We start from the raw sequence: 21,820 nt of genomic DNA, 5'->3' as shown, positions 1-21,820 counted from the left end.
GTTAAAAACAAAACAACAAAAAATCGTAATTTCTTTGAACTAAGTCGATAAACGCCAGTCATATATAGTGACATTAAGATTGACGATATATGAATTGTTCGCAGGCCGCCAACACGCATTATTCTCTTCAATCGACAATGCCACTGCTGCTTAAACTCCTAATTGTGTAAATAGAGCTTCGCCCACTCATTGTTAGTGGGCTTTTTTTTGCCCCAAATTCACCAGATGTCAACATACTGATTTTTAAAGGAGTTTAATTTCATTTGATCTTTTTTTGAATTTCTTTGAACCTTTATGAAAACAGCCAGTCTGAATATATGACATTCAAATTAATGGTGATGCAAAAAGAGTATTTTCATCATTAAACATTGATGCCACTGCTGCTAAAACTCCTTATTTTGTGTAAATGATTTATACCGTTTGGTAATCCCGCTGAAGATTCAGCGGGATTTTTTTATGTGCCAAACTTAAAAAAGTTCCATTCACCGTTAAAAACGCATCGAAGCATTAAAATAACACTTTTTTGAAATTAATTTGAACCAACCTGATTTCGTAAAGTCATACTATATAGATTGAGATTAACTTTTTACCCACTGACTGATTTATTAATATGTTATTTCGTTCTGGGTAAGTGCTACTGAGTCCTTATGCATTTAATCTTAAACTGCCACTGCTGCTTAAACTCCTAATTTTTTGGATATTCACGCTGAGCCTTTTTGCTCAGCGTTTTTTTATCTCAAAATTAGCACTTGGCATCATCTAATTCAGGGACTATCGCTAATAAGTCGTCTTGATCCAACACCAGATTTAGTTGATCACAACTAAACGACGCATCAATTTTCTTTGCACTACCACCTTCGTTATCACTAAATTCAGGTATAGCTAACCCCACTTTTTTTGCCATCGTAGTGTAATACTCTGATCGTGAAGGGTGCTGACTTGAAGCTAAGTGGAAAACATTCTGTTTAGGCTGAGCAGTAATAATCGCAGTAATTGCTCTAATACAATCATACTTATGAATAAGATTAACTGGAGCCCCTCCTTGCTGAATACCTTTACGCCCTGATAAAAATTTAATCGGATGCCTATTTGGACCAAACAAGCCAGCTAACCTGAGAATGGTAACCTGATCACTCCACGATGCTATCAAGCCTTGCTCTATCTCATAATGAGATTTACCCGACTCAGTAATCGGGTCAGGTGTTGTCACTTCTGTTATTACACCTTTCACATCACCATAAACCGCGGTCGTACTAATAAAGATAAGTTGCTGGACTCCTCGCCTCTTTGCCTCACCACATAAGGTTAACATCGTGCTGGCGTACTGCATGGACAGTGCTGTTTGACGACCAGGAGGAACATTCAGCACCATCACATCACAATCAAAAAAATCACTCACAACTGGCAGTTGTTCGTTAGTTAGCGGCAAGGTCAGTGGAAAACCACGAATGCCTTCATCACAGAGTGCCTGAGCTGCCGCTTCAGTCCGCTTGGTTCCCTGCACCGTAAACCCAGCTTTCTTTAGGTGACGTGCCAACGGTAATCCTAACCAACCACACCCACAAATACTGACTTTCATGCTATTTCCTTTCAGTCTGTAATAAACATTATTTCCGCACCATTTATTTCAAGCTGTAAATTAATTCCCATAATATGAAATTAAATAACAGAATAAGTGCCAAACTGCGCGTATTTTTGATGATTTTACGCATTTTATTTTCAATTCTGAAAGGGAAAACTCGATCCCTGTCAAATTATAATAAAAAGGAATGGCGATATTGATCGATTCACTAGGAGTAACAATCACAGAGGTAGTATAGTTTCACCATATTGGCTAACTATGTAGTCTTTTGAAATTCAGTAACGAAGCGCGGTAATCTCGATGAATACCCTAGAAAAAATTCAGAAAAATTTAGATAACTTCAGTAAGTCTGAACGTAAAGTTGCAGAAGTTATCATTGCTTCCCCGCAAACAGCTATTCACTCTAGCATTGCAACATTAGCTAAAATGGCTGATGTGAGTGAACCAACGGTAAACCGCTTTTGTCGCCGATTAGACACGAAAGGCTTTCCCGATTTTAAATTGCATTTAGCACAGAGCCTTGCAAATGGAACACCTTATGTGAACCGCAATGTTGAAGAAAATGATGGCCCTGACGCTTACACGTCGAAAATCTTTGAATCAACGATGGCTTGTCTAGATGTAGCAAAAAACAGCTTAGAACCTTTGCAAGTAAATCGCGCAGTTGATCTACTTACGCAGGCAAAGAAAATCTCGTTTTTTGGTCTTGGCGCATCAGCTTCTGTTGCACATGATGCACAGAACAAGTTTTTCCGCTTTAACATCCCTGTCGTTTGTTTTGACGATATCGTGATGCAACGTATGAGTGTGATTAACTGCAGTGATGGTGATGTCGTGGTGGTTATCTCTCACACGGGTCGTACTAAGAGCTTGGTTGAGATCGCTCGCATGGCACGTGAAAACGGTGCCACTGTTATTGGTATCACCGAAAAAGATTCACCGTTAGATAATGAGTGCTCACTGTCTATCTGCTTGGATGTACCTGAAGACACGGATATTTATATGCCAATGGCGAGCCGCGTCGTTCAAATGACAGTTATCGATGTACTAGCAACGGGCTTTACACTGCGCCGTGGCGCTGGTTTTCGTGAGAATTTAAAGCGAGTGAAAGACTCTCTGAAAGACTCCCGTTTCTCTAAACAAGATCTTATCTAAGATACGATTAAAACCAGTCACACCGCACCGAAAGGCATGAATTTATATTCATGCCTTTTTTTATTTTCTTATACTTCCCTTGCCTATACAGCATAAATCCGCACTCAAATTCATTTTTATTTCACCTGTTACATGTATATTTCTTACAGTTTATTGATGAATAACAACGATCATTTCCCTCATCATGTAGTAATATTTCAAACAGATAATAGATTCAACTGGCCCGTTCCTAACCAGCCTATTATTATTTATGAATCATAAATGGAGTTCCCAATGTCTGAAAGACTAAGACGCACTAAAATCGTTACTACTCTGGGTCCAGCGACCGATCGTGATAACAATCTTGAAAAGATTATCGCAGCTGGCGCTAACGTTGTTCGTATGAATTTCTCCCATGGTAGCCCTGAAGACCATATCAAACGTACCAAAGAAGTCCGTGAAATTGCCGCTAAACTTGGCAAGCACGTTGCTATTCTTGGTGACTTGCAAGGTCCTAAAATTCGTGTCTCAACGTTTAAAGACAACAAAATTCAACTCGCTATTGGTGACAAATTCACACTTGATAGCGATCTGCCAAAAGGCGAAGGTCATCAAGACGCCGTTGGTCTTGATTACAAAGAGCTGCCAAAAGATGTAACGACTGGTGATGTGCTATTACTTGACGATGGCCGCGTGCAACTGCGTGTTGTCGCTGTTGAAGGTAATAAAGTTCACACTGAAGTCACTGTTGGAGGCCCTTTATCAAACAATAAAGGCATCAACAAACAAGGTGGCGGCCTATCAGCAGAAGCACTGACTGATAAAGATAAAGCAGACATCTTAACCGCGGCTGCAATGAAAGTTGATTACCTTGCTGTTTCGTTCCCGCGTAACGGCGAAGATATGAAATACGCACGCCGTCTAGCCGTTGATGCAGGCTTGGAAGCAAAACTAGTTGCTAAAGTTGAACGTGCAGAGTCTGTAGCATCGACAGAAGCAATGGACGACATCATCCTTGCATCTGACGTTGTGATGGTTGCTCGTGGTGATCTTGGTGTTGAAATTGGTGACCCTGAGCTTGTTGGTGTTCAAAAGAAACTGATCCGTCGTGCACGCAGTCTAAACCGTACAGTTATTACTGCGACACAAATGATGGAATCAATGATCACTAGCCCAATGCCAACTCGTGCAGAAGTCATGGACGTAGCAAATGCGGTTCTTGATGGTACAGATGCAGTGATGCTATCAGCTGAAACAGCTGCAGGTGACTTCCCTGTTGAAACCGTAACAGCAATGGCAAGTGTATGTCTGGGTGCTGAAAAAGAGCCAAGCATCAATGTTTCAAACCACCGTCTAGCACGTACGTTTGAATCTCCAGAAGAAACGATTGCAATGTCTACCATGTACGCAGCTAACCACATGGAAGGCGTTAAAGCGATGGTAACAATGACTGAATCTGGTCGTACACCGCTAATGATGTCTCGTATCTCATCTGGTTTACCGGTTTTCGCTATGTCACGTAACGAAAGCACGCTAAATCGAGCTGCACTATTTCGTGGTGTAACACCGATCTTCTTCGATCGTGAAAGCGATGCAGGCCTAGACGCAGCTAAACACGCAGTAGCTGTGCTAAAAGAACAACACTACCTAGCAACGGGTGATCTCGTGATCATCACTCAAGGTGATGTTATGGATACCGTTGGTTCAACCAACAACATGCGTATCCTTACTGTTGAGTAATACGCGCTGCTAGCAATTGCACCGCTAAAAATGCCAAAGGGCTTGCACTGCGCAAGCCTTTTTTATACTTTCTACAAAATATGGTCACAAGGTCAGGTTGAAACCGGCGGTGATAGATACGCACCCAATGACTACAATATGGCAATCTCTGCGATCACAACACTTTCCAGTTCGGGTTGATTTTTGATGTAAGGATGTGGTCTTCCCACGCACCATTAATCAATAAATAGTCTTTCGCATAGCCTTCTTTTTCAAAGCCTAACGATGATAGCACCTTGGCACTTCTGTCATTACGTGGCATATAACCCGCCATCACCCGATGGAAATTATGCTCTTCAAATATCCATTGCACTGTTGCTGCCACAGCACGACGCATAATGCCGAGCCCTTGAGAGTGTTCAGCAAGTGAATAGCCAACATGGCAAGCATGAAAAGGGTGCTTCACTAAATTACTAAAATTGACAACACCACAAATTTCTTCGCTTCCTGCTTTGAAGATAATGAAATAATAAGCAAGGTGGTGCTTCTGTAATTCAGTCAGTTGAATTAAGCGCTTTTCCCAGCCCTCTAACATGTAGAAGTGCTCTTCCCGTAAAGGTTCCCAAGGTTGAAGGTAAGCTCGGTTTTTTTGGTAATAAGCTGTAATCAGTTCCGCATCTTTGTTACCAATTAGACGAATTTTCAGATCATCAACTGCTAAATTTGATGAACGGTTTATAATAGAATTAAACAAATTAGTCCCTTAAGCCGTAACTATGTATTTCGACTATCTTGATACTGATATTGGTAGAATTTTCTTGCTGGCAGACTCACAAGGTCTGCGCCAACTCACCATTTGCAGCCCTGGTTTCAGTCCCGACAAGCGTTGGGAGCATGAGCCAACAAAAATGCAGCCTTATACTCATGAGTTAACTGAGTATTTTGAAGGTAAACGGAAAAAATTCACGTTTTCGATTGCCCCACAAGGTACAGATTTTCAAATTAAAGTATGGCAAGCACTGCGCCATATTCCGTTTAATCACCAGCAGACCTACCAGCAGATAGCCCAACGTATTGGGTTACCCCATGCCGCCAGTGCTGTCGGCATGGCGAGAAATGTAAACCCGATTCCCATCGTCATCCCCTGCCACCGTGTTGAGAAAAATATTTCGTCTCGCTATCACTTCGGTGATGACGTTATTCAGCAATTACACGCGCTTGAAACAGGGCAACTTGCCTTAATTTCTGCACATAAGTCGCAGAGGTGATGCTAAGCAGCCGCCCTTCAGTGCGGCTACTTATTAATTTGATACTCACGTAACTTATTGGCAACTGCGGTATGGGAGACCCCAAGCCTTTTCGCTAATTTACGCGTCGATGGATAACTGCGGTATAAGTTAGTAAGAATACCTGACTCATACCTTTTCATAATGTCATCTAAAGACCCATCAAGAATTTCATCACTAATAATACTGGTTGTTTCATTTTCAGGTAATTGAATATCTTCAATTTCTAGCTCACCACCATCAACTTGCGTCATGGCACGGAACAACACATTTCTTAGCTGACGGATATTACCTGGCCACGCATATTGGCTTAGGTATTGGGCTAATTTATCGGAAATACTCGGTTTAGGTTGCTGAAGTTCTTGAGCAAATTGTGATAGAAATAAATCGGCTAACGGTACGATATCTGCAGTACGTTCACGCAGTGGCGGCACGACTAACGCCAAAACATTTAAACGATAATATAAATCTTCACGGAACTGCCCAGCAGTGATCAAATCAGGCAACTTCTTTTGTGTTGAGCAAATAACACGTAAATCAACTTTGATTTCATGCTCTTCACCCACTCGACGGAAAGTACCATCTTGTAAAAAGCGCAATAGTTTAATTTGAAGGTGAGCCGACATTTCACCGATTTCGTACAAGAAAACAGTGCCACCATCCGCTTGTTCAAATATCCCTTTTTTACTTGGCTCTGTCGCACTGCCTGCAAAACCAAATAACTCGGTTTCTGCAGCATTATCTGGCATCGATACACAGTTCACGACCATGAATGGCTGATCACGCCTAACAGACCGCTGATGACAGGCACGCGCTAGCATTTCTTTGCCTGTCCCCGTTTCACCTTGGATCAACAACGGTGCATCAAGCAATGCAAGCTTTTTAGCCTGCGACAGTAAATGTTTAAAGCGCGATGACTGACCAACAAGGTGCTCAAAACCATTATCGCCACTGATTTTACGCATGGCGATCGGCATTTTAGCTTCAGATAACGATTTAAGCAGTACTACAGCACTAGCCATGACAGACTCTTCATTATCGTCTGCCACAAACACAGGCATAATTTCCATCATGTAATCTAAGCCTGAAATCACAGCCATTTCACTGCGGTGCTCTCCAGCTTGATTTTCTAACCACTGCTGAAAGTTAAAGCCCAGAATCGTTTGGATAGTCTCGCCTAAAATCTCTTCTCGCGGTTTACCAATCAAGCGTTCAGCGGATTCATTGGCGAGATCAATTTTACCGTGCAGGTTAATAGAGAAAACAGGATCAGGCAGAGTTTCCAATAGGGCACTTAGCTCTTTATGCTCTCGTTCACTGGGCATGAACTGAATTTTTCGCACATCTGTCACGCCATCAAGTTGGCGTATTTGTGACATCAATTGACTGAATAGATCAAATTCAATCTCAGGACAATTCAAATAAATAATACCGATGCGATCAATTTCAATTCCACGAAGATCGATTTGTTGGTTAGTCAGAATATCCAGTAATTCACGGGTTATTCCTAAACGATCTTCACAAAAGACTTGTAGCCTCATATTTTCCACTCCAGAAGTGTCAACTTTTCCTGACAGTTGAAGTGTGCGTTGATGTGCAATTTGAGTCAAGTAGTGCCTGATACCCAAGACAAAATATCTGTTTAAATGTGCTCAAGATCAGCTAAGCGCATCAAAATTAGACTGAGTTTATGTTGTAGTCACATTATCGAATTTATCGATTCAGCGAGCATGACACTAACATCGACTTAAAAGTAAGCGAGGGGGGAGATAAGCTTAAAATAAAGGCAACAAAACGTTGCCTTTTTCTGCGGTATATTGGAAAGCGTTAAACAAGCTGGTAATTACGACTCATCTTGCTTTTTGGTTAATTGAGACAATAAATCACGGCGAATTTCACCCAACTTAGGTTGAGTCCCCTCTTGCCATGGTAATGGACGCATTATTGCCATTGCTTTTAAGCCTAACCTTGCAGTCAGTAACCCAACACCGACACCTTGTGCCACGCGGGTAGATACACGACCAGCAATGTCCATCGACAGCATATTCATGCCCGTATCAGCAACGACTTCGCTCGCCCCCGCTAACGCCATATTAGCGAGTACCAGTTTCACCAAACGAATGCGAGACCAGTAACCCAGTTCAACCCCATAAACTACCGAGATTTGCTCAATCAATCTAAAGTTACGCCAAGCCACCAGCAGCATATCTGCAATCGCCAGAGGGCTTAGTGCCACCATGAGTGCCGCTTCGCTTGAATATTTGCTCACCAAGCGTCGCGCCAACTTATCCTGTTGTGACATAACCATTTGATCATAAAGTACAATCACTTCACGGTCATTATGCGTTGCCGCTAATGATTGTTGCCAGCGATCATAACCCGCATGTTCATTATGAATCCCGCTTTGTTTAGCAAGTTTGGTACAGAATGCTTTACCCTGCCCCATACCATCAGCATCCAATAATGCTTGAGCTTGATCGCGTTCACTTTGTCGCTGTTTTAAGCGACGTAACTTAAACAATTCGCGCCCTAAAGCTGTGATCCCCATAGTGGCGATTGCCGCAGTAATGCCGCTCCACCCCAATGCTAGCCAGTCACCACCTTGGTAAGCAGTAACCACATAATCGACTGTTTGCCAGCCTACCATCGCGGCACCTGCAACCAATAAGCCTTTAAACCAACCACTGCCTTTCTTTGGCTTAGCTAGACTTCTTTCTAAATCATTTTCAAGGTCTGTTTCTGCATCCGTATTCGATGTTGTTTCAGGTAAAAAAGTCTCGTCACCCGCAAACTTGAGTTGCGTGTTTAGCTCAAGATCAGGCTCCGCCTCTTTTGGCTCATCAAATACCACTTTTCTTTTTAATTCTTGAGGTTGTTGGCTCATTTTAATTTGTCCCCCAATAAATATTCCAATGCCTTATCCATACGGATATGTGGCAATGGTTCATCACTTTGTTGTGCTAATGGCCTGAAGTTCACAAAATCAAACCCGTTTTGTTCCCAATAGGTGTCATTGGGTAAGCGGCGCGGCACTTCTCCTGGATAAATCGTTTGTGGCTGATCATCCATGTCATTCCCACGTAATGCGGGCATCTGCTGGCCGTGATAAGACACAAAGCCAGGCTCTGTTGCTTGAATAGACGATAGACTCAAACAATCCATTTTTATGCCTTCAAACGACGCGGTCTGCCATGCTTCATTGACCATCTGTTGCAGTAAACTCACTAAGTTAGGGTGCTGCTCTGGCGTCACATGATCAGCTTTGGTCGCCGCAAACAGAACTTTATCAATCCTTGGCGAAAACAAACGGCGCATTAAAGAACTTCGACCATATTTAAAGCTTTGCATCAATTGATCGAGCGCTTGACGCATATCGTTAAACGATTCTGGACCGGTATTTAGTGGCGCTAAGCAATCCACCAAGATAATTTGGCGATCAAACTTCGAAAAATGATCGCGGTAAAAGGCTTTCACGACATGTTGCTGATAATACTTATAACGCTGCTCTAGCATGGCAAAGTTACTGTGTTCATCGGCCTGAGCTAACTCAGCTTCACTGTGATGTTTAAGCCATGCAAAAGGAAAAAACTGTAATACAGGTGCACCTGCTAATTCACCCGGTAATACAAAACGACCAGGCTGTACCCAATGCAATCCCCCTTCCGATTTACACGCGTAGAGGTAATCTGTGAAGGCTTTAGAAATGGCTTCTATTTGCGCTTCGTCAGCAGGCGCAAAAGGGTCCAATTCTGCACCTAAAGCTAACCACTTCTGAGCAAGTGCTTCGCGCTGCCCTTTCATTAATTTGGCTTGTTGTGCTGACCACTCAGTAAAGCTCATATCAAGCAGTGGTAAATCCAGCAGCCATTCTCCAGGGTAATCAACAATATCCAAGTATAAGGTTGCAGTATCTTGCAGCAGCTTCATTGGCCCTTTTTGCGGTTTATAACGTAATGCTAACCGTGTTTGGCTCACATCTTTAGTGGGCTCAGGCCATGCTGACGGTGTAGCAAGAAGAGAGTTCATCCCTTCATCGTAAGCAAACTTAGGCACGTGTAAATCAAGCTGTGGTACACGCTTTGCGCCTAGTAAGTGCCCATCACGTACTGCCGTAAATAGCGGCAAGCGTGGGTTAGTACTGACATGCATCAACTGATTAATTAACGAGGTGATAAATGCTGTTTTACCCGCACGAGATAACCCAGTGACTGCCAAACGAACATGGCGATCAAGGCTGCGGTTCACCAATTTATTAAATTCATTACCAATTCGGTTCATAGCAATTCCTGCGAAAAAAACATAAGCATAAAAATGAACGTCAAAATCGTTACCAGCCTATGTTAGCCACTTTACTGTAGTGAAAATTAACCTTGGATGAATAAACCTATTCACTGAAACTAAAGTATAAATGCAGCGTCAATAAGTAAAAGCATCGTGATTAAAGTACAACATGGCGAGATGAAAATGCGAAAAGCAGGCCGAAGCCTGCTTTCAATAATGAACGAAACACTTACAAGTTCTTAAATTCACGTTGTACGTTGAAGGTGGAAGAAGTGACATATGCTTCGATGTCACGCACATCCTTTTCTATGTGATCCAACTCGAGTTCGACGTTGCGAAGCACTTGCTCTGGCGGTAAGCCCGCCTGCCATGATTTCTGTTTCACATTATGTTCTTTATAAACATACTGCTGTTGGCTACGTTCATCTGGCATCTTGTCGAGAATAAGGCATGCAGCGACATACCCCACCAGAACAACAAAACCCAATCCTAATAAGAATGCAGAAACGGTAAGAATACGCACAAGCCAAACTTCTAGCCCAAAGTATTCTGCCACACCGGCACACACACCACCCAGCTTGCCATTTTTGGGGTCACGATAAAGCATCTTGCTCATTGCTTATGCCTCCACTGTGGTGCCTCTGCATCCAGGATTTTTTCCAGTGTTACAATACGCGTTTGCATATGTTCTGCACGAACAACGAGCGCCTGTAGCTTTTCCTGATCCTCACTGGATAAACCTTGCGACGCATGGCGCTTACTCCGATAGTGTAATATCAACCACAAAGGGGCAACAATCACCATGAACACAATTAATGGACCAACAATAAATCCCATCGACATTCGTTATCTCCTATTCGCGCAGCAAAACACATCCCAATCAATATAAAGGCTATCTTACTCTTTATCCTTAATATTTGCTTTGAGGCGCTCTAACTCTTTTTCAATTTCGTCTTGCGCTTGTAGATCCGCAAACTCTTGCTCTAGGTTTTTACCACGGCCAAGATTATAGCTGTCTGCTTCGGCTTCCATTTCATCGATACGACGTTCATATTGTTCAAACTTCGACATTGCCTCGTCAACTTTACCGGTATCAAGTTGGCGACGGACATCGCGACGGTTACCCGCCGTTTTATGACGCATCACTAATGCTTGTTGACGAGCTCGCGTTTCTTGTAACTTACGCTCAAGCTCTGCCACTTCGCCAGAGAGTTTATTGATTGTGTCTTCAACCAGCTTGTACTCTTCGTTCAGCGTTAACACCACATCGCTCAGTTTTTGCTTTTCAATCAAAGCTGCACGTGCCAAGTCGTCACGGCCTTTTTGTAACGCTAGGCTTGCTTTTTGCTGCCAATCATCCGCTTGTGCTTGCAGTGATTCAATACGGCGGTGTAGTTCTTTCTTATCAGCTAAAGCGCGTGCAGACGATGTACGTACTTCGACTAATGTGTCTTCCATTTCCTGAATAATCAGGCGGATCATTTTTTGTGGATCTTCCGCTTTATCAAGCAGTGAATTAACGTTCGCGTTCACGATATCTGCAAAGCGTGAAAAAATACCCATAATGTCTCTCCTCGTTGAATGGACGAGTGCAAATTACCGTTTGGTGTGCACCCATCAAAAACTGTGTATCTAAAAGATATTCAACAAGCTGAGTGTAAATCTGGTCTAATTAATCAGCTGACTCACTTGTCATGCTTATAGGTATATCAAGCTTCATGCCAACTTTTAATTTATTATTAATCAGATACTTAACTTTGCCTTTTATTTAACACACTGCTAGTGTGTGGAATATTACGCCAACAATTAGCGAGATTAACCATGCAAAAACAGGATAATTTAATTGGTGAGTCTGAAGCTTTTCTCAGTGTGCTAGATACAGCATCTCGACTAGCTTCCCTTAATCGACCATTATTGATCCTTGGGGAACGAGGCACAGGTAAAGAGTTGATCGCACAACGAATACATTATTTATCAAAACGTTGGGATCAGCCATTAATCACTCTAAACTGCGCAGCGCTAAGTGAAGGGGTGATTGATTCTGAATTGTTTGGCCATGAAGCAGGGGCATTCACTGGGGCTAAAGGTCGCCATCAGGGGCGCTTTGAGCGAGCAGAAGAAGGGACTCTTTTCCTCGACGAACTCGCCACCGCTCCGCTTGGCGTACAAGAAAAGCTATTACGCGTCATAGAGTATGGTGAATATGAACGGGTTGGCGGCAGTAAAACCTGCCAAGCGAATGTCCGTTTGATTTGTGCAACCAATGCGGATTTACCACAACTCGCTCGCGATGGAAAATTTCGGTCAGACCTTTTAGACCGCTTAGCATTCGATATTATTCATTTACCCCCGCTGCGCAAACGACAAGAAGACATATTACCCTTAGCTGAATACTACGCGGTGAGAATGTGTCGAGAGATGGGCTACGGCTATTTCGCTGGGTTCTCTTATGATGCACGCCGTGCTTTAGTAGATTACCAGTGGCCGGGAAATATTCGGGAATTAAAAAATGTCGTTGAACGTTCTGTCTTTCGTCATAGCCAAGAAGATATCCCAGTCGATGACATTATTACAGACCCATTTACTCCACCTTGGCAAGAAAATACACTTAAGAAAAATGACAGCCCCCCCCCCATTACCCCACCAGCAAATGACGCTGTAGAGCCAATATCACATACTGATACTGACCGTATACTGCCAACCTTGCCCATTGATTTTCGACAGTGGCAACAACAACAAGAAATCAGTGTAATTCAGCATGCATTAAAGCAATCTCAATTCAATCAACGCCGAGCCGCTGATCAGTTAGGATTGAGCTACCATCAATTAAGAGGACTACTCAGGAAATATCAACTTGTTGGTAGCGATCCTAGTCATTAGTGTCAGCGGTAAAAACTTCTCTCGTTTACGTTTAATTAGGTGGTCGACAATACCCAACGTCGATTTTAGAAAAGAGCTCAGCACCCTCTATCGCTCATCAGCAAAGAAAGTTTTTGCCTTAGTGTATCCAAGATGGACTTTCGAATGTGCCGTAAACAGTTCACGACCACCACTTTAGGATAGTACGGTTGAACAATATGCCTACGGTTTAACAGCTAATATTGCTAAAACACGATATTTTCAATGGTTATTATCACTGCTGACTTGGTGCTTAGGAGAGAAAGTGATAAATTTGTATGCTTATTTTCACAAATACCCTTTCCTTATGAACGTCTTTAGTCGTTGCCTGCTCGCTTGTTGGGGGCTGGTTAGCTTAGTTGGCTGCCAAGAACCTCCCCAAGACAGCAATACGCGCAGCCGAGGTTTTATTTATTGTGGGCAAAATACGCCAGCCACATTTAACCCTCAGCTAACCGATAGTGGGCTCACTGCCGACACATTAGCCGCTCAACTTTTTGACCGCTTACTACAACTTGATTCTGTCAGCCACCAACCGCTGCCAGGGCTCGCACGTAGCTGGGATATCAGTGGCGATGGCTTAGTCTATACCTTCCACTTGCGCACTGGCGTTGAATTCCAGACGACCTCTTGGTTCAAACCCTCACGGCCGCTTAATGCGCAAGATGTTGTCTTTAGCTTTAAGCGTGTGACAGAGCCTAACCACCCTTTCAATCAGGCTTCTGGTGGTCGTTACCCATGGTTTGAAAGTATCGGCTTTAGCCACTTGATTAAAGATATTGAAGTTGTAGACACTAACACTGTCACCTTTACGCTGAACCGCCCTGATAATGCATTTTTATCAAACTTGGCGACAACATACGCTGTGATTTATTCTCAGGAGTATGGTCAACAACTACTAAAATCAGGTCAACTTGACCAACTAGACATGAAGCCAATCGGTTCTGGACCATTTTATTTAGACTCTTACGTACCTAATAATGTGATCCGCCTAAAACGCCATTGGGGATATTGGCGTGGTGCAGCCCCTATGGAGCAAGTTATCTTTGATATTGCATCCCATGGCACGGGAGACCTAGCAAAGTTACTGAGCAAAGAGTGTGATGTTTTATCCTCGCCCGTGGCCAGCCAGCTACCCGTCATTTCAGATGACCCAGAGTTTGAACTACTGGCGCAAACGGGTATGAATGTCGCTTTTCTTGCATTCAATAATGACAAAAATTCCGTAAAAAACATCACGGTTCGCCAAGCAATTAATGCTGCAATTAACCGCGAGAATCTACTTAATTCGGTATATTACGGAACAGGGACTGAAGCAAAAAGCCTGCTTCCCCCTATGTCATGGGCATATAACCACACCAGTAAAGCACAAGGTTACAATCCTGAACTCGCTCGTGAACTATTAAAAAAAGCCGGTATTGAACCGGGCATGACACTAAGCTTGTTAGTTCCGCTCGCTCCTCGTCCTTATAACCCGAGCCCGAAGAAAACAGCAGAACTGATTCAAGCTGATCTTGCTGCGGTTGGCATTATTCTCAATGTCACGATTGAAAAGCAAGATCGCTTGAGCGCCATAAGTAATGACTTTGATATGGTATTAACAGGTTGGATTGCGGATAGCGGCGATCCTGATAACTTCTTACGACCTTTGCTATCGTGTGACGCAAAACAAGCCGGTTTGAATGTCGCAAACTGGTGTAATCTTTCGTTCGATAATTTGTTAGAGCTTGCTTCTCGCACCAATAAGCTTGATCAACGTGTCAGCTATTACCACCACGCTCAAGATGTTATCGACCAAGAAGTACCCATTGTTCCGTTGGCACATGGCGTGCATTTCCAAGTTCACCATCGTTCTCTTGGTGGCCTACAAATGAGTCCATTCGGTACACGATCTTTTTCTAGCGTGTACCGAAGCGAGTAATTACCATGTTTATTTATACTATCCGCCGGCTTAATCTTTTTATTATTACGCTCGCGATACTCACGATGATCGGGTTCAGTATTCTGCGCCTCGACCAAACATCGCTTTGGAGCAATCAACCCTTTTGGAGTGGTTGGCTTATTTATATCGAAAACCTGCTTGCTGGTAATTTAGGCCTCAATCAAGATGGTTCGCCTATTTTACAAGAAGTGCTAACGGTATTCCCCGCGACACTAGAACTGTGCTTCTTTGCGTTTGGTTTATCCCTGATTATTGGTATTCCACTAGGTACTTTAGCAGGTGTTCGCCAAGGTCGTCCTATCGACACAATCATTTCATCACTGGCATTAGTGGGTTATTCCATCCCGCTATTTTGGCTCGCGATGCTGCTTATATTGCTTTTTTCATTAAATTTAGGCTGGCTACCTGTCGCTGGGCGCTACAGCTTGTTGTATGAAATTCAGCATGTCACGGGGTTTGCAATTATCGATGTCTTGTTATCAGAAAAGCCGTATCGCGCAGAAGCGTTAATCGATGTTATCCATCATCTGATTTTACCCACTTTAGTTTTAGCAACAGCACCAACAACCGAAGTGATCCGCTTGACCCGTGCATCTGTCGCTGAAGTAATGACCCAAAACTACATCAAAGTAGCTCATACCAAAGGGCTGTCTACTTTTGAAATTATTATTCGTCACGTGAGAAAAAATGCTATTCCACCGATTATTCCAAAACTTGGTATGCAATTTTCAACCATGATGACTTTCGCGATGCTGACGGAGTCTATTTTCAACTGGCCGGGTATTGGCCGTTGGTTACTGGATGCAATCTCAGATCAAAACTATGTGGCTATTCAAGCTGGTGTTATTACGGTGGCGAGCTTTACTCTTATTGCCAACATCTTCTCTGACTTAACGGGCGCGGCAATAAACCCCCTAGTACGGAAGGAATGGTATGCCATCAAATAATATTTATCAGGAACAGAAAATCCCGACACAATGGGAGCGTTCTCGCCAAGACTTTCGTAGCAACTCTCTCGCGATGTTTGGTTTATGGTGCTTATGCTTAACGCTATTACTGACGTTAAGTGCACACTGGCTAGCCCCTTATTTGCCGCATATTCAAGTGGGCGAATTATTAATGCCACCATCGTGGGACCAATCTGGCCATGTGGAGTTTTTCTTCGGCACGGATGATCTTGGCCGTGATATTCTTAGCCGTTTACTATTAGGCTCTCAGCTAACGTTTGGCTATGCCTTACTAATCGCGTTTGCCTCTAGTGTGATAGGTATCTTTATTGGTGTGTTAGCAGGAATGACGCGTGGGCTTAAATCGAGCTTTCTCAACCACATCCTTGATACGGTATTATCGATTCCTTCCCTACTGCTAGCGATTATCGTCGTGGCTTATATGGGGCCAGGGGAAACCAATATCTTGTTTGCGATTTGGTTAGCCTTGATCCCTCGTTTTATTCGCGCTATTTATACTGCGGTACACAACGAAGTCGAAAAAGATTACATCATTGCTGCCCGCTTAGATGGTGCTAACGATTTCTATCTGCTGTATCACTCGATTTTACCCAACATTTTAACCACAATTACTACAGAGCTCACTCGTGCTATTTCCATTGCAATTTTAGATATTGCAGCACTTGGATTCCTTGGTTTAGGCGCACAAGCGCCATCTCCAGAGTGGGGAGCAATGCTAGGCGACTCCGTTGAGTTGATTTACCTTGCACCTTGGACCGTCACATTGCCAGGCCTTGCCATTATGTTCAGCGTATTAATTATTAACTTAGTTGGTGAAGGACTCCGCCAAGCCTTGAATGCGGGAATAGACTAATGCCATTACTGGATATACGTAACCTAACGATCGAAATCGATACCCCTCAAGGTATGGTTAAAGCCGTCGATCGCATGAGCTTAACGCTTAATGAAGGTGAAATTCGTGGCCTTGTTGGGGAATCAGGCTCTGGTAAAAGCTTGGTTGCAAAAGCCATTGCAGGGGTTAGCAAAGATAACTGGCGTATCAGTGCTGACCGTTTACGTCTTGGTAATATAGATCTTCTTACTTTATCACCACGTGAACGTCGTAAAATAGTTGGTCGTGAAATAGCGATGATTTTCCAAGAACCGTCATCGTGTCTGGATCCATCAGAACGTGTGGGCGATCAGCTAGAAGAAGCGATCCCGTCGTCGTCGTTTAACGGAAAATGGTGGCAACGTTTTCGTTGGCGTCAAAAGCAAGCCATTGCGCTATTGCATAAAGTCGGTATCAAAGAACACCGCCGTGTGATGAATAGCTACCCGTATGAATTAACGGATGGTGAGTGCCAAAAAGTGATGATTGCGATGGCAATTGCAAACCGCCCTCGCCTACTGATAGCCGATGAACCCACAAATGATCTTGATCCAATCACTCAAGCGCAAATTTTCCGCTTACTGAGCCGAATGAATCAACTGGGCAACACAACGATTCTATTAGTTAGCCATGACTTAACAACGGTCACTCAATGGGCTGACAAAATTACAGTGATGTACTGTGGTCAATCCGTCGAGTCTGGTAACCGAAAGCAATTAATAGAATCGCCACATCACCCGTATACCGAAGCATTATTACGAGCGATGCCTGATTTTAGTAAAGATATTCCGCACAAAAGTAAGTTAGAAACCTTGGCTGGCTCTATCCCACCGCTACAGCATTTGCCAATAGGCTGTCGCCTTGGGCCACGTTGCCCACACGCACAACGCAAATGTGTAGAAGTACCTAAGCGACGGAAAATTAAAAACCATAAGTTTAGCTGCCATTTCCCGCTAAACATGGAGGACGGTAACAAATGAGTGCTTTACTTGAAGTCGAGAACTTAAAAAAAGATTATCACTACCGTTCGGGGTTATTTCGCCGCCGTACTATTGAAGCCGTTAAGCCGATTTCTTTCTCTTTAGAAGCAGGTGAAACCATGGCTTTTATGGGCGAGAACGGTTCAGGAAAATCAACACTCGCTAAAATGTTAGCCGGTGTTGTAGAACCGACAGAAGGTATCATCCGTGTTAACGGTGATCCTTTGTCGCCTAATGATTTTCAAACACGTTGTAAATTGATCCGAATGATTTTTCAGGATCCGAACACGTCACTTAACCCGCGCATCCAGATCGGGAAGATCCTTGAAGGTCCACTAAAACGAAATACCAATATGACGCCACAAGCTCGTGAACGCCGTATTATGGAGACCTTAAAGCGTGTCGGCCTATTACCTGAACATGCTTACTTCTACCCGCAAATGTTGGCAACAGGTCAAAAACAGCGTGTATCTTTAGCCCGTGCGTTAATCCTTCAGCCTTGTATTATCGTGGCTGATGAAGCTTTGAACGGCCTAGATATGTCGATGCGTTCGCAAATCATTAATTTATTATTTGAACTGCAAGAAGAGATGGGATTGTCGTACATTTATGTATCACAACACATGGGGGTAATTAAGCACTTTACTGACAAAGTCATGGTAATGCATGAAGGTGAAGTTGTGGAATCAGGCAAAACGGCCGATGTATTCAGCAACCCTCAGCATCCTTTAACGCAGAAGCTGTTAGATAGTCACTTTGCCGCGCCATCACACGACCGCAGTAGCCGTATTAGTGGCGCAACACCTAAGATTTGCTGCTAAATTAGGTTTTGGTACGGGCTGAATTAGCAGCCCGTATCAACCATCTCTAAGGTGTAATTCCCCACAGAATTGGAACTCGGTGGCAGGTACATTACATAGCAATTCTGCTTTTTATTAGTGAAATTTCTCGGCATGATATAAAGCCCATCTTTGCCAGGAGAGGGGTTATGCCACATCCACTCATACTTACTAGCATCCTCATAAGGCACTTCCCCGAACTCACCCACCAATAGTTCGCTCCAAACGTCTTTATATCGACTCTTAGGATAACCATAAATTACCATAATCGAACGACCATTCATGGCCACAGCACCAGATGCGGACTGATCAAGCCCGCTGATTATCGATTTCGCGTAAACTTGTTCTGATGCAGATGCCATAGCGGCTTTCATCCCAGCAAGTGTTGCTTTACGGGCGTCGTGCTGCAAATCAAGAAAACGCGGTGCTGCCGTAACGGCTAAAATTCCGAGAATAACAATAACAATGACTAGCTCAATCAAGGTGAAACCTCGAATACCGCTACTTTTAATCATATTTGCCAGTTACTTATATAGCCAGAGGGAATGACGACATTTTGACACATGGCATAATGACTCGACAAATATAAATTTCGATTATTGCTAATCAACAACAAAAAAACGCCTCACATTGCTGCGAGGCGTTATTTTAAAAATTATGACTAAGGCTAATTATACTAACGATGAATTAATCTCAGCTAACACAGCTGCTGGGTCTATCGCTTTTGTAATAGGACGACCAATGACAAGGTAATCAGAACCCGCTTGTACTGCTTCAGTCGGTGTCATCACACGACGCTGATCACCCGCAGCACTACCAGCAGGGCGAATCCCAGGGGTAATTAGCTTAAATTCTTGGCCAAGCTGCGCTTTTAGCATTGATGCTTCTTGCGCTGAGCAAACTACACCGTCTAAGCCGCTGTTCTTAGTCAAGTTGGCAAGGTTTAATACATGCTCTTGTGGCGCACACTGGATACCCACACCCGCTAAATCAGATGCTTCCATACTTGTCAGTACCGTTACTGCTATCAGTAATGGGCGATCTTTACCATAAGGTTCCAGAATTTCACGTGATGCGGCCATCATGCGCTCACCACCTGTCGCGTGAACATTCACCATCCACACTCCCATATCAGCAGCAGCAGCTACGGCGCGGGAACATGTATTGGGAATATCATGAAACTTTAAGTCTAGAAATACAGAATGACCCCGATCATGCAGTTTACGCACAAAGTCAGGGCCAAAATAAGTAAACATCTCTTTGCCAACTTTAAGTCGACAACTTCCCGGTTCAATACGGTCAACAAAAGCTAACGCATCATCTTGGTTTGGGTAGTCGAGAGCGACAATCACTTTTGGGTCTAACATTGCATCTCCTGCTTTATCAATAAATCAGTCACGTACAGTTTCCTGTCTGCGGCAGGATTGTACATGAAAATTGTTTTTTTTCGAGACTTAATTGCTTTTACCTACAAAGAGGACAAAACCAACACTATTCGCCACTAGCCAATCGTTTGTTATCACCATTAAAATTTCAACCACTCTAAATACAACGTCAAAAAGCCAATAAAAAATCAAGTAATGAATTTAGAGCAAAAAAAACCATCTTTTATCTACAAAAAAGCCCACTCAAATTAAAAGTGGGCTCTAAGCTATAAAACAGCGACCAAATGAAACATTATTCACCATCTAAACCACGGATTGGCTTAACGGTACCCCAACGTTTACAAGATGGGCACTGCCAATATAAAGAGTGCGTAGCAAAACCACAGTTGCGGCAACGGTAATGAGGCTTAAGTTTAAGCTGTTCACCCACCAACTTACGCAGCGATGTTAAACTGTCTTTAGCTCGACCATCTTCGGCTTCATCAAGGTGGTAATCCATCAACTGATAAAAACCCTTCATGGTCGGATTTTTAGTGAGCTGACGCGTCATAAATGCCTGAGCAAGCGCAGCACCATCGTGCTTAAAAATCTCATCAGCCAACATCAGTTCAGCGGTAGCACCGGCTTTGTGATCGACCGAATTTTGTAGGTATTTAAGCCATGCAGTTTCATTCCCCATCGCTTCATAGCATTGAAGCAATAACGGCAATCCTTCACTTATAAAATCAACATCTTGTTCAGCTATACGTTCTAACTGTTTTGCAGCCGATTTATATTCTTTTTCAGAGATCATAATACGTGCAGTCGCTATGGTCGCACGTACGCAGGTTTTATCTACTGATAAGGCTTTTTTAAGATGCTGCTTGGCCTTGTCTGGGTTTTGAGCACCAAGTTCTAACATCGATAACTCACACCAATAATGTGCAATATCGTGCTTTAACTTTGTCTTACCCATTTTAACAAGTTGCGTCGCCATCTCTATCGCGTGTTCCCATTCACGGGTTTGCTGGTAGATGGAAAGTAATTGTTGAAGAGCTGCTTTACGATGATCGGGCTCATCAAGCAGTTGTTTAAATATCTTTTCAGCGCGATCAAGAAAACCTGCAGCCATGTAATCTTTTGCTAATTGTTGCAACGCAAGATTACGCTGATCAATTGTTAGATTCGGGCGAGCGATAAGGTTTTGGTGAATGCGAATTGCGCGATCAACTTCACCTCGACTACGAAAAAGGTTTCCGAGTGCAAGGTGAGTGTCGATTGTTTCACTATCAACCTGTAGCAGCTCAATAAATAAATCTACGGCTTTGTCTGATTGATCAGAGAGTAATAGATTTAAACCCGTCACGTATTGGCGTGACATGTGATGAGACTGCTCTTGGCGATCGTTACGTGCGTTCCTGTTACCCATATACCAGCCATAAGCGGCAGCAATGGGTAATAACAGGAACAACAACTCAAGCATTAATTAGTCCTTCGCTGGTGCGGCACGAAGCTGCTCCAACTCTTTTTGTTGCTTAGCAACTTTTTTAGTCAGTAGATTTTTTGAAACACGAGCTTTTAAATATAGAAGGCCACAGATCAACCAACCGATAGCAAAACCACCACCGAATGCAATACCAAGCAATGTTGATAACTGGAACTCACCTTGAGCAACAAGGTAATTGAAATTCACCAGCTCTTGGTTTTGTGCCCCAAGCGCTAAGGTGATCAGAAAGCAGACTATGAGTAGCAGAATGCCAATTATTTTCATCGTGAATCCTCTCACTTAATCCATCAAAGTTCGATTATATCAAACGGAACATCCAATGATTATGCAGCAACTCGCGACCAAAATCATTAAGTAACGACACAATTCCGCACGTTCTCTGAACACTTAGCTCTCAATATTGATATATTCATAATAATAAACAATTTTCACTTAATAAATAGTAACTT

The 21,820-nt window shown here is 43.1% G+C and carries 20 protein-coding genes and 1 pseudogene; 9 read left to right on the top strand and 12 right to left on the bottom strand.

The genetic code is table 11. The features are described from left to right. Nucleotides 1-742: 742 nt before the first annotated feature. A complete protein-coding gene (locus ASV53_RS12950; RefSeq protein ID WP_094957372.1) occupies nt 743-1,579 on the bottom strand; it encodes an SDR family oxidoreductase in 837 nt (278 codons plus the stop codon). 303 nt (nt 1,580-1,882) lie between these two features. On the opposite strand from ASV53_RS12950, the gene ASV53_RS12945 reads away from it, so the two are divergent. Together ASV53_RS12945 and pyk are read left to right on the top strand one after the other, a co-directional pair. Then, complete coding sequence (locus ASV53_RS12945) at nt 1,883-2,737, top strand: MurR/RpiR family transcriptional regulator (RefSeq protein ID WP_062688656.1); 855 nt, start codon at nt 1,883-1,885, stop codon at nt 2,735-2,737. A 273-nt stretch (nt 2,738-3,010) separates the two neighbouring features. Next, nucleotides 3,011-4,456, top strand: a complete 1,446-nt coding sequence (gene pyk / locus ASV53_RS12940) for a pyruvate kinase (RefSeq protein ID WP_094957371.1) — start codon at nt 3,011-3,013, stop codon at nt 4,454-4,456. Between the two features lie 154 nt (nt 4,457-4,610). Here the strand turns inward: pyk and rimJ are convergent, their stop codons facing one another. Continuing rightward, a complete protein-coding gene (gene rimJ, locus ASV53_RS12935) occupies nt 4,611-5,189 on the bottom strand; it encodes a ribosomal protein S5-alanine N-acetyltransferase (protein WP_094957370.1) in 579 nt (192 codons plus the stop codon). A 22-nt stretch (nt 5,190-5,211) separates the two neighbouring features. Between rimJ and ASV53_RS12930 the strand changes: the two genes are divergently transcribed. After that, nucleotides 5,212-5,703: a methylated-DNA--[protein]-cysteine S-methyltransferase gene (locus ASV53_RS12930; protein WP_062688651.1), complete on the top strand. Its 492-nt coding sequence runs from the start codon at nt 5,212-5,214 to the stop codon at nt 5,701-5,703. A gap of 26 nt (nt 5,704-5,729) precedes the next feature. On the opposite strand, the gene tyrR is transcribed toward ASV53_RS12930, so the two are convergent. The 6 genes from tyrR to pspA form a co-directional block, all read right to left on the bottom strand. Beyond that, nucleotides 5,730-7,262 carry a transcriptional regulator TyrR gene (gene tyrR, locus ASV53_RS12925; RefSeq protein WP_094957369.1) on the bottom strand — a complete coding sequence of 511 codons (1,533 nt, stop codon included), beginning with the start codon at nt 7,260-7,262 and terminating at the stop codon, nt 5,730-5,732. Nucleotides 7,263-7,564: 302 nt separating this feature from the next. Next, nucleotides 7,565-8,605 carry a YcjF family protein gene (locus tag ASV53_RS12920; RefSeq protein ID WP_094957368.1) on the bottom strand — a complete coding sequence of 347 codons (1,041 nt, stop codon included), beginning with the start codon at nt 8,603-8,605 and terminating at the stop codon, nt 7,565-7,567. Further along, nucleotides 8,602-9,999 carry a YcjX family GTP-binding protein gene (locus ASV53_RS12915; RefSeq protein ID WP_094957367.1) on the bottom strand — a complete coding sequence of 466 codons (1,398 nt, stop codon included), beginning with the start codon at nt 9,997-9,999 and terminating at the stop codon, nt 8,602-8,604. Before ASV53_RS12915 ends, ASV53_RS12920 begins: the two co-directional genes overlap by 4 nt. 232 nt (nt 10,000-10,231) lie before the next feature. Then, nucleotides 10,232-10,618, bottom strand: a complete 387-nt coding sequence (gene pspC, locus ASV53_RS12910) for an envelope stress response membrane protein PspC (RefSeq protein ID WP_062688648.1) — start codon at nt 10,616-10,618, stop codon at nt 10,232-10,234. Then, the gene (gene pspB, locus ASV53_RS12905; RefSeq protein ID WP_094957366.1) at nt 10,615-10,845 is read right to left on the bottom strand and encodes an envelope stress response membrane protein PspB; all 231 of its coding nucleotides are present in this window, start codon (nt 10,843-10,845) and stop codon (nt 10,615-10,617) included. The genes pspC and pspB overlap by 4 nt, the downstream gene beginning before the upstream one ends. Before the next feature lie 54 nt (nt 10,846-10,899). After that, the gene (pspA, locus tag ASV53_RS12900; protein WP_048897063.1) at nt 10,900-11,565 is read right to left on the bottom strand and encodes a phage shock protein PspA; all 666 of its coding nucleotides are present in this window, start codon (nt 11,563-11,565) and stop codon (nt 10,900-10,902) included. 258 nt (nt 11,566-11,823) lie between these two features. Here pspA and pspF point away from each other — a divergent pair, with 258 nt between their 5' ends. From pspF to ASV53_RS12870, 6 genes are all read left to right on the top strand, one after another. Next, a complete protein-coding gene (gene pspF, locus ASV53_RS12895; RefSeq protein WP_094957365.1) occupies nt 11,824-12,882 on the top strand; it encodes a phage shock protein operon transcriptional activator in 1,059 nt (352 codons plus the stop codon). Nucleotides 12,883-13,207: 325 nt separating this feature from the next. Then, the gene (sapA, locus tag ASV53_RS12890; RefSeq protein ID WP_094957373.1) at nt 13,208-14,821 is read left to right on the top strand and encodes an ABC transporter substrate-binding protein SapA; all 1,614 of its coding nucleotides are present in this window, start codon (nt 13,208-13,210) and stop codon (nt 14,819-14,821) included. A 5-nt stretch (nt 14,822-14,826) separates the two neighbouring features. Continuing rightward, a complete protein-coding gene (locus ASV53_RS12885) occupies nt 14,827-15,789 on the top strand; it encodes an ABC transporter permease (protein WP_094957364.1) in 963 nt (320 codons plus the stop codon). Next, on the top strand, nt 15,776-16,663 hold the full coding sequence (sapC, locus tag ASV53_RS12880) for a putrescine export ABC transporter permease SapC (protein ID WP_094957363.1): 888 nt from the start codon (nt 15,776-15,778) through the stop codon (nt 16,661-16,663). Before ASV53_RS12885 ends, sapC begins: the two co-directional genes overlap by 14 nt. Further along, the gene (locus ASV53_RS12875; protein ID WP_062688645.1) at nt 16,663-17,661 is read left to right on the top strand and encodes a peptide ABC transporter ATP-binding protein; all 999 of its coding nucleotides are present in this window, start codon (nt 16,663-16,665) and stop codon (nt 17,659-17,661) included. The genes sapC and ASV53_RS12875 overlap by 1 nt, the downstream gene beginning before the upstream one ends. Beyond that, on the top strand, nt 17,658-18,482 hold the full coding sequence (locus ASV53_RS12870; RefSeq protein ID WP_062688643.1) for a peptide ABC transporter ATP-binding protein: 825 nt from the start codon (nt 17,658-17,660) through the stop codon (nt 18,480-18,482). Before ASV53_RS12875 ends, ASV53_RS12870 begins: the two co-directional genes overlap by 4 nt. 421 nt (nt 18,483-18,903) lie before the next feature. Here the strand turns inward: ASV53_RS12870 and ASV53_RS26475 are convergent. From ASV53_RS26475 to ASV53_RS12850, 4 genes and pseudogenes are all read right to left on the bottom strand, one after another. Then, a pseudogene (locus ASV53_RS26475) lies at nt 18,904-19,015 on the bottom strand (type IV pilin protein); the annotation flags it as partial. Nucleotides 19,016-19,171: 156 nt separating this feature from the next. Further along, nucleotides 19,172-19,867: an orotidine-5'-phosphate decarboxylase gene (gene pyrF, locus ASV53_RS12860; protein ID WP_062688639.1), complete on the bottom strand. Its 696-nt coding sequence runs from the start codon at nt 19,865-19,867 to the stop codon at nt 19,172-19,174. A 310-nt stretch (nt 19,868-20,177) separates the two neighbouring features. Then, nucleotides 20,178-21,347: a lipopolysaccharide assembly protein LapB gene (lapB, locus tag ASV53_RS12855; protein ID WP_094957361.1), complete on the bottom strand. Its 1,170-nt coding sequence runs from the start codon at nt 21,345-21,347 to the stop codon at nt 20,178-20,180. A gap of 3 nt (nt 21,348-21,350) precedes the next feature. Then, nucleotides 21,351-21,635, bottom strand: coding sequence for a LapA family protein (locus tag ASV53_RS12850; protein WP_048897053.1), 285 nt, complete (start codon nt 21,633-21,635; stop codon nt 21,351-21,353). Between the last annotated feature and the right edge of the window lie 185 nt (nt 21,636-21,820).

Source organism: Photobacterium sanguinicancri, from assembly GCF_002265265.1.
GTDB classification, from domain to species: domain Bacteria; phylum Pseudomonadota; class Gammaproteobacteria; order Enterobacterales; family Vibrionaceae; genus Photobacterium; species Photobacterium sanguinicancri.
The sequence above is the reverse complement of the archived record's forward strand: the minus strand, read 5'-3'. Positions and strand labels throughout refer to the sequence as shown.